Here is a 13,091-nt window from a genome sequence, read left to right as displayed (position 1 = left end):
GTGACCCATCAGGGCACAAGCGCCATCAGCAAATGAAATATGACCCAGCCCGTCATGTCGCCGGCACCCTTCTGTCCGGCCGCTCCCTGTCCCAGCGGTCCGAGATCCCTGATCGGGCCATCGCCGTTGGCTTCCATATAGCTCAGTCCGTGCTGCGCTTCCGGCAATCCCTTGGCCGCGGCCTTGTTGAACCAATCGGCGGCAATCCTTGAGTCCTTCGGCACGCCATAGCCGTTATAGTACATATGACCAAGACCGTACTCCGCACGCGCATCGCCCTGATCGGCTGCTTTGCGAAACAGGTCTACCGTCTGGGCATAGTCTTTGGCTACACCTGCGCCCTGATAATAAAGATAGGCGAGGGCGTATTCCCCTTGCGAATTGTTCTGGTCGGCCGCCTTGCGGTACCAGCTTGCCGCGGCCGCTTTGTCAGACACCGTTCCCTGGCCGCTGTCATACAAGTAGCCCAGGTCATATTGCGCATCGGGATCGCCCTGAGCCGCGGCCTTTCCATACCATTCGAACGCCTTGGCATAATCCTTTGCGACGCCGCGCCCGGCCGCGTACATCGTGGCGAGGGCGAATTCACCCTGCACATAGCCCCGGTCGGCGGCCTTGCGATACCACCGTACCGCGCTGCCCTCATCGACCTTCACGCCGTCGCCGTTGGCGTAGAGATAGCCGATGGCATATTGCGCGTCGGGACGCCCCTGATCGGCGGATTTGCGATACCATTGAAGCGCCTGCCTGTAATCGCGTGCGACGCCCGTTCCGTTCGCAAGGCTGTAGCCCACCGCATACTGCGCGTCGGCGCGACCCTTCTCAGCCGCTCGCATGTACCAGGAATAGGCTTCGGCATCGCTCTGCTCGACACCCTTGCCATTGGCATAGGCGTAGCCGACGGCGTACAGGCCCTGTGCGTTTCCCTGATCGCCCGCCTTCTTATACCAGCCGACGGCCTGGGCGGGGTCTTCCGTGGTGCCCTGGCCGTTGTCATACATGTAGCCGAGCGCATACTGGGCGTCCGACCGGCCCTGATCGGCCGCCTTGCGATACCAGCCGAGTGCGATGCTTCCGTCCTGTTGCACGCCGAGGCCGTTGGCATACATGTATCCCAGCGCATATTGCGCCTGAGCCTGCCCCTGGGCGGCGGACTTCTGATACCAGGTGACGGCGTCCTCATTGTCGACATCCATGCCGCGGCCATTGGCATAGGAATAGCCGATGGCATATTGAGCGTCGGCATTGCCGCGCTGCGCCGCCCTTAGATACCAGTCGTTCGCCTGTTTCAGATCCGCATCGACGCCGCGGCCGCTGGCATACATATAGGCCAGCGCATATTGCGCCTGCGCATTGCCCTGTTCGGCCGATTTCCGATACCAATCGACCGCCTGCTCGTCGTCCTGCTCCACGCCCTGGCCGTTGGCGTAGCGATAGCCGAGGCCGTATTGTGCGGCCGGATTGCCCTGTTTGGCGAATTCCACCCAATATTTCAGGTCGATCGTGGTGTTGGCCGGCCCCGGCGCGGGGTCTTCGGCATGAGCAAGCCACGGCAACGAAAGAGCAATCGCCAATCCCAATACATAGCTCTTCGTCTTCAAGGCCTGCGTCTCCCACCTGCGTCTCGGAAGCCAATCGATCTGAACAATATGGCGATGTCTTGGTCAAGGATCGTAGAGCACAGAAATGGCGGCCGTTTTACGACCGGCGGAATGCGATCCTCATACCGGAAGCACGTCATAGAGGCGGAAGATCCATGTGATCTGGTAGATCAGCCCGACAATCACGAATGCCGCCTGGAAACGCCGGTTGGCGGTGATCGCGGCGACGATGCAAAGGGCGATGTAGACGATGTTGCGCGTCGGGTATTCCCAGCCGAGGGAGTGGAAGTAGGTCTCGCCCTTCAGCATCGTGTCGATGAGATCGACGGCGTAGGTCACGGCAAGCAGGCCGAAGAACCAGCGGCGTCTGGAGATGAAATACTCCTCGAAGCCGCCATAGTCCTCCACCGACGGCGGATTCAGCAGGACGCAGAGGAAATAGAAGAGGCAGCAGAAGCAGATGAGAAAGAGGTAGACGCCGAAATTGATCTGCGCGACGGATTGCAGCCGGTATTCCCACCACCAGAAATGGATGATGAACAGGAACATCGACAGCACCCAGCCGATATGGACGAGGTAGATCTTGTTCTTGCCGGGCGATTGCACGAAACCGGCGAGCCGGGTCAGGAGCTGGGCGAGCGAAAGGCCGATCACCATGCTCATGACAGTCCTGATATAGACGTAGACCTCCGGTGTATGGACGGAACCCATGGCGTCAGCTCTCCTCTGGCACGGCCTTCGGCTCTCCATTCTCGTCGAGCGCGACCATGATGAACGTTGCGGCGGTCACTTTTTCCAGTGTGTTGTAGCGTGCGCGGTGCGCCCACGCCTCGACGTTCAGCGTGATCGAGGTGCGGCCGACGCGCTCGATATCGGTGAAGACGCTCAGCGTGTCGCCGATCTTGACCGGCAGCTCGAAGGCCATCTCCTTGACGGCCGCCGTGACGACGCGGCCGCGCGCGCGTTCCGCCGCGCGGATGCCGCTTGCCAAGTCCATCTGCGCCATGACCCAGCCGCCGAAGATATCGCCGGCGGGATTGGCGTCGGCGGGCATGGCCAGCGTGCGCAATGTGAGCTCACCTCTCGGTTTGACGCTGTCGTTCATTCATCTGCTCCTGTTGCGCTGCCCGATTCCGATATTCAACCTATGCAATCCAGTCGCGATGGAAAAGCCGTATCGGCATTTGTGCAAAGGACTTCTGTTGGGGCGACAGCCTTGCTTGAACTGGCTTCCGCGTCATGAAGTGCCGGCCTGAAACATCGCGATCCGCAGCGGTAAGCATTCGTTCACCCTTCCCGTTTAGGATTTGTAATCGTTACCGACCGTGGCTGGGGCAGCGGATCAGGAGTATGACCATTTTACCCATTCTACGGCGGGTTGCGCTGCCATTGCTGTTGTCGTCGGCGCTGGTCGCCTGTACGGCAGATAGTCTCGTGCCGCCCTCCGGCATCGACAGTTCCGCGCGCGTCGGCTCCATCAAGCCGCATAGAAGCGTACAGCAGCGGCAGTTCGCCTATCAGGGCGCGCAGGATCCTGTCGTTTCCACCTCCAGCAATTACAATGGCGGCCCCGTTCGCTCCAGCGGAAGCGGCGAGGCCGTGACTACGTCGGATGTCGAAACCGGGCTGGCGCAACAATCCGACGTTCCCTCCCAGGGCGTCAATATGGATGCCGAGCTCGGCGTTGGTCCGAGCGAGGAGGAACAGTCCCCATCGGTGGTCGGGCTGGCGCAGGAAGAACAGCAGAATATCGCCGAAGGCCAGTCCGATCAGCCGGTCGTCGACGGCATCGGCACGGATGCGCCGATGCAGACCAATCGCTCCACTCTTCAACGGCCGGCGGCACAGGCCGAACTCAACCAGTCGCGGATACCGAGGCAGCAGCCGGGAACCCAGGTCGCCATGCTGCCGCGCGCCGAAAATCCGATACCGCGCCTCGATCAGCAGTTCGAGCCGCCGCAATCGACGCCGGGGATGATGCCGCCTTCGGAAATCGCCTGCCGCCAGGAGCTGCGGCGCATGGGCGTCGCCTATACCGACAAGCCGGCGATCTCGAACGGTCCGGCCTGTCAGGTTCCTTACCCGATTTCGCTGAGCGGGCTTTCCGGCAACATCGCCGTCCGGCCGGCCGTCACGCTGAACTGCCAGGTGACGCTTGCCTTCGCCAAATGGGTGAAGAACGAGCTGGCTCCCGCGGCGCGCACGCGCTACTGGTCCGGCATCGGTACGATCGTGCCGCTCGGCGGCTATTCGTGCCGGCGGATGAACAATAGCCGGCAACGCTATAATCCCATGTCGGAGCATGCGCACGGAAATGCGATCGATGTCGGCACCTTCGTCCTGAAGAACGGCCATGTGATCGATATACGCAAGAAAGGCCTTTTCTCCTTCCGCGAGGGTCAGTTGCTCAAGGCCGTTCGTGTCGACAGCTGCCGCTATTTCGATACGGTGCTCGGGCCGGGCAGCAATCCGGAGCATTGGAACCACTTCCATTTCGACCTCCGGGATCGAAAGGGCGGCCGGCGCTATTGCAGCCTTTGATTGACGTTTCGTCGGAACACTATCCGCTCTTGCCGAACCGCGAAGCTGGTTTACGTATGCGGGGAATCGCGTTTAAGTGCGCGGGCCAAGGGCAGGAGAGGGTTTCATGGAAGAAGCACCGAGACGAAAGAAAAGCCTGGGAAGGGCGCTCATTGCCGCGCTGGTTGCCATCGTCATCGTGATTGGCGGCCGGTGGTACGCCTATGTTGCGTATGCCGACGATCCTTTCGATGAAGTCGGCATCGGTCTCAATACGATGATGCCCGGACCCATTCGCGACAAGGGTTGCGAGATGCTGAAGGCGCGGTTCGAGCACAAGACGTTGCCGCCGGCCGGTTGCGGCGTGAACGGGAACTGGTAACGCCCGCTTTGCGGAACGCAGGCTCGCGGAAAAAAGAAAAGCCGGCTATTGCCGGCTTGAAACGGTGCATGACAACGACGGGGGATCCTTGCCTGCTCCAAAAAAGAACTTCATGTTGCAATGATGTATGCAATACGAATGCGAAGGCAATAAATCGGCCAATACAGCAGGCGCTGACGATGCCGCCAAGAGGCGTTGGGCGGAGTTGCGACAAACGTTGCTCACCTAAGAAGCTATATGCCCGATGAAGGTCACGATTTGATGACAGCTTATTTGGCTTAGACGAACGCTGTGTTTCACCACCGTGGGGTGGTAAAAGCCGAAGACCGGTTATATAGCGGGCAAACGCCGCGAAATTCATCACAAAAGCCGGACTTTGCCGCATCATGGCTCCGATCATTTCCATTCGCAATCTTACGAAAACATACTCCAATGGGTTCCAGGCCCTGAAAGGTATCGACCTCGATATCGAACGGGGTGAAATCCTGGCGCTGCTCGGGCCGAACGGCGCGGGCAAGACGACGCTGATTTCCATCGTCTGCGGGATCGCCAATCCGAGCAGCGGTTCGGTGACCGTCGGCGGCCACGACGTCGTGCGGGATTTTCGTGCCACGCGCAGCCTGATCGGCCTGGTGCCGCAGGAGCTGACCACCGATCAGTTCGAAACCGTCTGGAATACGGTGAGGTTTTCGCGCGGGCTTCACGGCAAGAAGCCGAACCCGGAATATATCGAAAGAGTGCTGCGCGATCTTTCTCTCTGGGAGAAGAAGGACAACATGCTTCGCCAGCTTTCCGGCGGCATGAAGCGGCGCGTGCTGATCGCCAAGGCGCTTTCGCACGAACCGGAGATCCTTTTCCTCGACGAGCCGACGGCCGGTGTCGACGTGACGTTGCGAAAGGACATGTGGCATGTCGTCGAGCGTCTGCGTGCTTCCGGCGTAACGATCATTCTCACGACCCACTACATCGAAGAGGCTGAAGAGGCGGCCGATCGCGTCGGCGTCATCAATGGCGGCGAGCTGCTGCTGGTTGAGGAGAAGAAAGCGTTGATGGCCAAGCTTGGCCAGAAGCAGCTCATCCTCGATTTGAACGAGCCGCTGGGGGCCATCCCGCATTGTCTCGACGGCAACGGGCTTTCGCTCGGGCCGAACGGCCTGACCCTGATCTATGACTTCGATACCCAGAACGAGCAGTCGAGCATCGCGACCCTGCTGTCGAAGCTGGCTGCCGAGGGAATTCATTTCAAGGACCTCTCGACGCGTCAGAGCTCGCTCGAGGATATCTTCGTATCGTTGGTGGGAGCGGGCAAATGAACTTCGAGGCGATCAAATCCATCTACGCTTTCGAAATGGCCCGCACGCGCCGCACATTGCTGCAGAGCGTGGTCTCCCCGGTCATTTCCACCTCGCTCTATTTCATCGTCTTCGGCGCGGCGATCGGATCGCGCATCAACCTGGTGGAAGGCGTTTCCTACGGAGCGTTCATCACCCCCGGCCTGATCATGCTGACCTTGCTTGGCCAGTGCATCAGCAATGGTTCCTTCGGCATCTACTTCCCGAAATTCACGGGCACGATCTACGAGGTGCTGTCGGCGCCCGTCGCCATGACCGAGATCGTTCTCGGCTATGTCGGTGCGGCGGCGACCAAGGGCATGCTGATCGGCCTGATTATCCTCGCCACGGCCAGCTTCTTCGTGGATATCAGGATCGAGCATCCGTTCATGATGATCCTGTTCTTCGTGCTGACGGCGATAACCTTTAGCCTGTTCGGTTTCATGATCGGCATTTGGGCCGGGAATTTCGAGCAGTTGAACCTCATCCCGATGCTGGTCGTGCCGCCGTTGACCTTCCTCGGCGGCAGCTTCTATTCGATCAACATGCTGCCGCCCTTCTGGCAGGCGGTCAGCCATATCAACCCGGTCCTCTATCTCGTCAGCGGATTCCGCTGGAGCTTCTATGGCATCGCCGACGTCAATCCGGTGCTGAGCCTCGCGATGATCTCGCTTTTCCTCGTTGTCTGCCTAGCTATCCTCGGCTGGATTTTCAGGACGGGCTATCGCCTGAGAAACTGATGGCGGCGCCGGTCCGGCGGGTTTAAGGAAGCTTGCGGCTTTTGCGGCCGCATGGAAATCGTTGAAAAGGCCCCCCATGTCGCAGTCCCATCCCAGCCAGGCGCTATCCGATGCCCTTCGTCGGCTCGACCAACTGACCAATTGGGAGCGCAAGCCGCGCGGGGAGATGCGGGTCGGTCTCGAGCCGATGCTCGATCTCATGCAGCGCCTGGGCAATCCCCATCGCAATTTTCGCGCCATCCACGTCGCCGGCACCAAGGGCAAGGGGTCGGTCTCGGCCCTTCTCGAAGCCGGATTGCTGCGGGCCGGCTGGCAGGTCGGCCGCTATGCCTCGCCGCATGTCGACCGGGTGAACGAGCGCATCAGCGTTTTGGGCCGGGAGGTCGAGGACGATGCGCTGGCGAAGGCGATCATGCAAGTTCTGGATTGCTATGAAAGCGCAAAGCAAGCCGCGACCGCCGCGGAGGATGCGACCTGGTTCGATGTGATAACGGCGGCCGCCTTCGTCGTGTTCGGGAACGCCGGCTTGAACTGGGTCGTCGTCGAGGTCGGGCTCGGCGGCAGGCTGGATTCCACCAATGTGGTCTTCGGCGAAGTCGCCATCGTCACCAATATCGGGCTCGAGCACACGGAAATTCTTGGGGCCACGCGGGAGGCGATCGCACGCGAGAAGGTCGGCATATTGAAGCCCGGTGCGGTGCTTGCCACCACGCTTGCCGCTGGCGATGCAGCGGGTCAGGTGCTGCAGCAGCGCGCCGATGAACTCGGATGCGAGGTGCTGCGGACAGACCTTCCCGGGGATGCGACCATTGCGGACACGAATATCGCGCTGGTCGGCCTGGTGTTCGATCACTTGGGGCAACAGGGCGAGCGTCTTCATGGTGGGAGCGACGCGGGCCAGCCCATCGGCGCGTGGCTGCTTGAACCCGCGGTGGTCGACAAGGCACGTCTGCCGGGTCGCATGGAGCGCGTCGACTTCGCCTTGCCGCCGGCGTTGCGGAATGAGCGGCAGACGGTGCCCATGGTGATGGACGGCGCGCATGTGCCGTTCAACATCGAGGCTGTGCTGCGCGACATCACCCGTTCGCCCGGCGTCAGCGGCGATTGTATCGCCATCGTTGCCTTGGCGTCCGACAAGGACGCCCCCGGCTTTCTGGATGTGCTGTCGCGCTACGTTTCCCATGCCGTCTTCACGGAGGCATCCGGCTCGGGTCGGGCCCATGCGGCAAAGGAACTGGACGCACTCTGGGCATCCATGGGCATGGCGGGCGAGGCCGAACCGGACCCGCTGAAGGCATTGGATCGTGCCGTGGCGAAAGCTGCCGGAGGCTGTGGCTGGATTCTTGTGACCGGCTCGCTCTATCTTGTCGGTGCGTTGCGCAACACGGTCCTGAGGAATGCCGGGTGACGACTGAGATCTCCATCAGGCCGGCTCTCGCCGATGATGTCGCCGATATCGCGAGGCTGCATCGCGCGATCTGGTGCGAGACCTATCGCGATCTTGCACCCGACGAAGTCTACCGAGCGCTCGATGAGGAATACCGCCGCGTTCGATGGGCGGATATGCTTTCCCAGCCCCGGAAGGATCAGCGCGTGCTTCTGGCGGTGCAGGGCCGGCGGCTCGTCGGCATCGGCGCGATTACCGCGCCGTCCGAGCCGGCATTCGAAGGGCGTTGCGAAGTGAAGTCGCTCTACATCGATCCCTCCGTCAAGCGTCAGGGGCTCGGCCGCCGTCTGATGCGCGAGCTGGCGCGCGAGGTCGGGTCGCTGGGTTATTCGGCAGTCGGGCTCGGCGTCGTCGTCGGCAACGAACCGGCAATCGCCTTCTACCATGCGCTGGGCGGACGATTGATCGGCCGGTACACCGATCCGGGGCCGATCTGGCGTTCCGACAACCTCATTTTCGCGTGGGACGACCTGTCTCTGCTGATCTGATCGATCGGAGCTGGTCGAAACCGGCGGCTTTCAGCCGGCCACGACCCGCTTGCGCGGCGCGATGGTCATCGCCATGACGCCGGCCACGACACAGACGAGACCGATCGCCGCCGTCGGGGACAGCGGCTCGCCAAGGAAAGCCACGCCGATGCCGACGCCGATCGGGACGCGCAGATAGGCCTGCGCCGTCGTGCCGACCGGGCCGAGGGTCTGGATGAGCCGGAAGTAGATGCTGAAGGCGAGGGCGGTTGAAACGACCGACAGGCCAAGCAGCGCCAGGATTGAACTCGAAGACGGTGCGGCCTGCCAGGGATGCTCGAAAATCAAGCTGGCGGGAATGAGAAGAACAGCACCGCAGAGCAATGAGCCGGCTGCGGGCATCATCGGGTCCAGTCCCTTGAAATTACGGCCGAACAAGGCGGCGCAGGCATAGAAGATCGATGCCGCGACGACGGCGAGCTGCGGCAGCAACTGCCTGCCCATGCCATGCAGCGCATCGAGGCCGATGATCAGGCAAATGCCCGCCATGCCGGCAATCACGCCGAACAGCTTGCGTCCCGTCAGCGGTTCGCTGCGCAGCAGGAATGCGGCGATCAGGAAGGCGAATATCGGCGTCGTGGAATTCAATATGGTTGCGAGACCGGCATCGACGGTCTGTTCGGCCCAGGCGATCAGGGTGAAGGGAATCGCGCTGTTGAGGCAGGACTGGATGAAAAAGCGCTTCCAGGTGGCCGCGTCCCTGGGCAGCCGCAGGCCGCGCCAGCGAATGATCGCGAGCAGGACGCCGCCGGCGATCAAGGTGCGCGCGGCAATCAGCGTGATCGGCGGAATGGTCGCGACGCCGATGCGGATGAAGGTGTAGGAGGCGCCCCAGCAGGTCGCGAGGGCAAGGAGAAGCAGCAGTTCCGTCGTTATGTTGGTTTTTGCGGGCGCCATGGTGTTTCACTCTTCGTGCGGTTCGGATCTGCCGTCTTTTAGAGTGAAGGGGTCGAGGAATGCTTCGGTCCCAACCGAACTATCGCATCCGACAACTCGTTTCCCTCAATCGCGAAGCCGAAGCTCGTCCGTCTGCATCTGCATCGACCCCAAGGTTTCGAGGAAACTCATGCCGAGCAGGCTCTGATCGAGTTTGCCGGCTTCGGCCACGCTCGCCTCGACATCCCTGCGCTTGATCGGGCCGATTGAAACCGAGCCAAGTTCGACGGGAGCCGCCTTGGCGCGGCCGTTGGCCGTCAGGACGGTCATGGAATAGGTGAGGTTTTCCGGAATGATGCCGACGCGCTCTGCGTCTTCCTGCGACAGGGCGATGGTGCTGGCGCCGGTGTCTATCAGCATGTCGATCGACTGGCCGTTAATCATGACCTGGGCTTCGAAATGCCCGTTCGAGCGCTTGTGAAGGATGACCTCCTGGCCGCCTTCGCTCGTGGTGACGACGACGGCATGGCCTGGCATCAAGCCGGCGAAGACACGGTTTCCGACCTGTTCGGCATCGTGACGATAGATGTAGGCGGTGGCGAGCGCCATGATGATGACCAGCCAGATCAACAGATTGCGGATCGACTGGCTGACCGTGTGGCGGCTTGCCCAGACGGCGGCGCTGATCATCAGGGCGATCGGCAGGAGATAGACGACGCGGGCGAAGTCGTCGTTGCGCATGCCGAGGGTCGTGCCGCTGTTATTGTTGAAGATGAGCAGGGCGAGGCCGATGCCGAGAATGGCGAGAACGACGTTCAGGCGGTTCATACGGCACTGCGCTCCCGTGCCATCCTTTGACGGCGGGTTTCCCTGCGCGGCTTGCGCTCGACCTTCGTCAGGCGCTCCGGAAGCGTCTCCATGATCTGGCGGCGTTCGTCGTCGCTATAGGTCATCCAGGCGCCGATTTCAGCGGCAGTACGGCCGCAGCCGAAGCAATAGCCGGTATTTGTGTCGATGGAGCAGACAAGGATGCAGGGTGTTAGCATGAGATCATATATCGAGGCTTCAAACGCACATGGCAAGGGTGCAGAGGGATGCGATCTCGCAAATCTGCTGGGTCGCGCCGATGGTGTCGCCGGTATGGCCGGACAATTTCTGGCGCACGTAGCCGGCGGCGAAAAATGTTGCGATGCTGGTGGTGAGAAGGCAGGCAACAAGTGCCGGAACGCCAAGGGCAGGCGCGACGAGCAGCACGGCGAGGCCGAGCGCGGCAATCAACGCCAGTTGCATGGCATCTCCTTCCGGCTTGCCTGCGGAGGCGGCTATGCCATCCGGTTTGGCGGGTGGCAGGGCATACCAATGCCAAACCATCGCGCCGCGGCTCAGGGCGGCAGTCGCGAGAATTGCAATGGCGGCGTCGGAGGGCGCAAGGTGGCGGGCGAGGTCGGCGAGCGCTGCCGCACGCAATCCGAAGGACAGGATAAGTGCAGCAGCGCCATAAGTGCCGATGCGGCTGTCCTTCATGATTTCGAGTGCGCGTTCGCGGTCCTTGCCGCCGCCTAACCCGTCTGCGGTGTCGCTCAGCCCATCCTCATGAAGAGCGCCCGTGGTGATCGTCTGCACGGTGAGCGCAAGCATCGCGGCCATCAGCGGATCGGCGTTGACGGCAAGCAGCGTGCCGAAGACGAGGGCGGCCGGCAGGACGATCAGCAGCCCGGCGAAGGGGAAGGCGCGGGAAACGCGCGCGAGCTTGCCGTCGTAGCCTTCGAAGAAGGATGCCGGCACGGGAATGCGGCTGAGAAAGGCGACCGCGCGCGCGATGTCGCGCATGTATTCCCGCATTTCTTCCTCTCCCCGCCATACGCGCGACAGCATCGGGCGTTTTTTGGAGTTGTTCGCGCCGATTCCGAAGACTAATAGAGTCGCACGCAAAGAACCCGATTTGAGACCAAAAGACAAGGAACGCATTCATGAGCGTCAGCGGCCTCCCATTCGACGATTTCCGCGCATTGCTGCGCGACCTTCCGGGGCCGGATGCCCGGGCACTCGTGGCCGCGCGCGAGCGTGACGCACAGCTCACCAAGCCGCCCGGCGCGCTTGGAAGGCTCGAGGAAATCGCCTTCTGGCTGGCCGCCTGGACGGGACGCCCGCCGGCTGTGACCCGGCCGCTCGTTGCGATCTTTGCCGGCAATCACGGCGTCACCAAGCAGGGAATTACGCCGTTTCCGCCATCCGTCACCCAGCAGATGGTGGAGAATTTCGCCGCCGGCGGCGCTGCGATCAACCAGATCTGCGTGGCCTACGATCTCGGCCTCAAGGTCTTCGATCTCGCGCTTGATTTTCCGACGGGCGATATCACCGAGGAGCCGGCGCTGAGCGAGCGTGATTGCGCCGCGACCATGGCCTTCGGCATGGAGGCCATTGCCGGTGGCACGGATCTGCTCTGCGTCGGCGAAATGGGTATCGGCAACACCACGATCGCTGCAGCCATTCACTACGCGCTGTATGGCGGCAAGGCTGAAGACTGGGTTGGCCCCGGCACCGGTTCCGAAGGCGAGATGCTGAGGCGCAAGATCGCCGCCGTCGAGAAGGCCGTGGCGCTGCATCGCGATCATCTGTCCGATCCGCTGGAAATCCTGCGCCGCCTCGGCGGCCGCGAGATCGCGGCCATGGCCGGCGCCATCCTTGCCGCGCGCATGGAGCGTATCCCCGTTATCATCGACGGCTATGTCGCGACGGCGGCGGCCTCCATTCTCAAGGCGGCCAATCCCTCGGCGCTCGATCATTGCCTGATCGGCCACGTCTCGGCCGAGCCGGGGCATCTGCGTTCCATCGAGAAGCTTGGAAAGACGCCGCTGCTGGCGCTCGGCATGCGGCTTGGCGAGGGCACCGGGGCTGCATTGGCCGCCGGCATCGTCAAGGCTGCGGCTGCCTGCCATTCCGGCATGGCGACGTTCGAAAGCGCCGGCGTCACCAACAAGCACTAGAAACGGGGGCGGCGAGGCGTTGAGACAAGCGTTTCGCCGCTAAATTTCCTGTAGACTATCGATTTCCGTCACAAATCTGTAATGAATTCTGAGGGCGGCTGAAGGTGCCGCCTTGCTTCGCCCTTAGTGAGGCGGTATTCGCAAAGCATGAAACCTGCAACCGGAACATGACGGACGGAACGGGAATGGCCGAGTTTTCGAAACCAGCAGTCACCAAGGAAAGGGGTATCCGGCATTTCTTTGCCGCTGCCGGCTATTCCTGGGGCGGCTTTCAACGGCTGTTGCAGGAGTCGGCCTTCCGCCAGGAGCTGCTTTTTGCTGCCGTGGCGCTGATCCTCTTGATCGCCGTCGGAGCGACCATCGGCGAGATCGTCATCGCCATGGTGCTGTTCCTCGGCGTATTCGCGGTCGAGGCCATGAATACGGCGGTGGAAGAGGTGATCGACCGGATTTCGCCGGAAATCTCCAATGTCGGCAAACACGCCAAGGATCTAGGCTCCTTCGCCGTTTTCTGCATGCTGGTCGCGTCCGGCATTTATCTTTTTTACATCATCGGCAGCCATCTGCTTTTCCGCTAAAGCGCGTCGCGATCCTTCAGATTTGCTTTCCGCGTTCTAGGTCTTTGATCTCGCGCATGTCGTGTCGCAAACCTGCTGCGCACTTTTGCGTGACCTGCATCA

Annotated in this window: 15 protein-coding genes; 8 read left to right on the top strand and 7 right to left on the bottom strand. The window is 61.7% G+C overall.

Annotated features, from left to right (window positions below; all coding sequences use genetic code 11):
• Positions 1–8: 8 nt before the first annotated feature.
• From ACQZ6J_RS00915 to ACQZ6J_RS00905, 3 genes are all read right to left on the bottom strand, one after another.
• Positions 9–1,601 carry an SEL1-like repeat protein gene (locus tag ACQZ6J_RS00915; protein ID WP_449081270.1) on the bottom strand — a complete coding sequence of 531 codons (1,593 nt, stop codon included), beginning with the start codon at positions 1,599–1,601 and terminating at the stop codon, positions 9–11.
• Positions 1,602–1,721: 120 nt separating this feature from the next.
• Positions 1,722–2,312, bottom strand: a complete 591-nt coding sequence (locus tag ACQZ6J_RS00910) for a hypothetical protein (RefSeq protein WP_449081268.1) — start codon at positions 2,310–2,312, stop codon at positions 1,722–1,724.
• A 4-nt stretch (positions 2,313–2,316) separates the two neighbouring features.
• On the bottom strand, positions 2,317–2,706 hold the full coding sequence (locus ACQZ6J_RS00905; protein ID WP_163987407.1) for an acyl-CoA thioesterase: 390 nt from the start codon (positions 2,704–2,706) through the stop codon (positions 2,317–2,319).
• Between the two features lie 245 nt (positions 2,707–2,951).
• On the opposite strand from ACQZ6J_RS00905, the gene ACQZ6J_RS00900 reads away from it, so the two are divergent.
• From ACQZ6J_RS00900 to ACQZ6J_RS00875, 6 genes are all read left to right on the top strand, one after another.
• A complete protein-coding gene (locus ACQZ6J_RS00900; RefSeq protein ID WP_449081266.1) occupies positions 2,952–4,142 on the top strand; it encodes an extensin-like domain-containing protein in 1,191 nt (396 codons plus the stop codon).
• 106 nt (positions 4,143–4,248) lie between these two features.
• The gene (locus ACQZ6J_RS00895) at positions 4,249–4,503 is read left to right on the top strand and encodes a hypothetical protein (protein WP_163987405.1); all 255 of its coding nucleotides are present in this window, start codon (positions 4,249–4,251) and stop codon (positions 4,501–4,503) included.
• A gap of 386 nt (positions 4,504–4,889) precedes the next feature.
• A complete protein-coding gene (locus tag ACQZ6J_RS00890) occupies positions 4,890–5,816 on the top strand; it encodes an ABC transporter ATP-binding protein (protein ID WP_163987404.1) in 927 nt (308 codons plus the stop codon).
• Positions 5,813–6,574, top strand: a complete 762-nt coding sequence (locus ACQZ6J_RS00885) for an ABC transporter permease (protein WP_163987403.1) — start codon at positions 5,813–5,815, stop codon at positions 6,572–6,574. Before ACQZ6J_RS00890 ends, ACQZ6J_RS00885 begins: the two co-directional genes overlap by 4 nt.
• Positions 6,575–6,650: 76 nt before the next feature.
• Positions 6,651–7,982 carry a bifunctional folylpolyglutamate synthase/dihydrofolate synthase gene (locus tag ACQZ6J_RS00880; protein ID WP_449081263.1) on the top strand — a complete coding sequence of 444 codons (1,332 nt, stop codon included), beginning with the start codon at positions 6,651–6,653 and terminating at the stop codon, positions 7,980–7,982.
• The gene (locus tag ACQZ6J_RS00875) at positions 7,979–8,509 is read left to right on the top strand and encodes an N-acetyltransferase family protein (protein WP_449081261.1); all 531 of its coding nucleotides are present in this window, start codon (positions 7,979–7,981) and stop codon (positions 8,507–8,509) included. The genes ACQZ6J_RS00880 and ACQZ6J_RS00875 overlap by 4 nt, the downstream gene beginning before the upstream one ends.
• 30 nt (positions 8,510–8,539) lie before the next feature.
• Here ACQZ6J_RS00875 and ACQZ6J_RS00870 read toward each other — a convergent pair whose 3' ends face one another.
• From ACQZ6J_RS00870 to ACQZ6J_RS00855, 4 genes are all read right to left on the bottom strand, one after another.
• Positions 8,540–9,445 carry a DMT family transporter gene (locus ACQZ6J_RS00870; protein ID WP_449081259.1) on the bottom strand — a complete coding sequence of 302 codons (906 nt, stop codon included), beginning with the start codon at positions 9,443–9,445 and terminating at the stop codon, positions 8,540–8,542.
• Between the two features lie 105 nt (positions 9,446–9,550).
• Positions 9,551–10,252 (bottom strand): retropepsin-like aspartic protease family protein, encoded by a 702-nt coding sequence (locus ACQZ6J_RS00865; protein WP_449081257.1) that lies wholly within the window; start codon positions 10,250–10,252, stop codon positions 9,551–9,553.
• On the bottom strand, positions 10,249–10,470 hold the full coding sequence (locus ACQZ6J_RS00860) for a DUF1289 domain-containing protein (RefSeq protein WP_163987398.1): 222 nt from the start codon (positions 10,468–10,470) through the stop codon (positions 10,249–10,251). The genes ACQZ6J_RS00865 and ACQZ6J_RS00860 overlap by 4 nt, the downstream gene beginning before the upstream one ends.
• A gap of 19 nt (positions 10,471–10,489) precedes the next feature.
• Positions 10,490–11,266 (bottom strand): adenosylcobinamide-GDP ribazoletransferase, encoded by a 777-nt coding sequence (locus tag ACQZ6J_RS00855; protein ID WP_449081254.1) that lies wholly within the window; start codon positions 11,264–11,266, stop codon positions 10,490–10,492.
• A gap of 128 nt (positions 11,267–11,394) precedes the next feature.
• On the opposite strand from ACQZ6J_RS00855, the gene cobT reads away from it, so the two are divergent.
• Entirely contained in the window at positions 11,395–12,411 is a 1,017-nt protein-coding gene (cobT, locus tag ACQZ6J_RS00850) for a nicotinate-nucleotide--dimethylbenzimidazole phosphoribosyltransferase (RefSeq protein WP_163987396.1), read from the top strand.
• Between the two features lie 185 nt (positions 12,412–12,596).
• Complete coding sequence (locus tag ACQZ6J_RS00845; RefSeq protein ID WP_163987395.1) at positions 12,597–12,989, top strand: diacylglycerol kinase; 393 nt, start codon at positions 12,597–12,599, stop codon at positions 12,987–12,989.
• The last annotated feature ends 102 nt before the right edge of the window (positions 12,990–13,091 follow it).

This window comes from Rhizobium sp. A37_96 (assembly GCF_053521765.1).
Note: the sequence above shows the minus strand (reverse complement) of the source record. Positions and strands in the feature narration are given on the sequence as shown.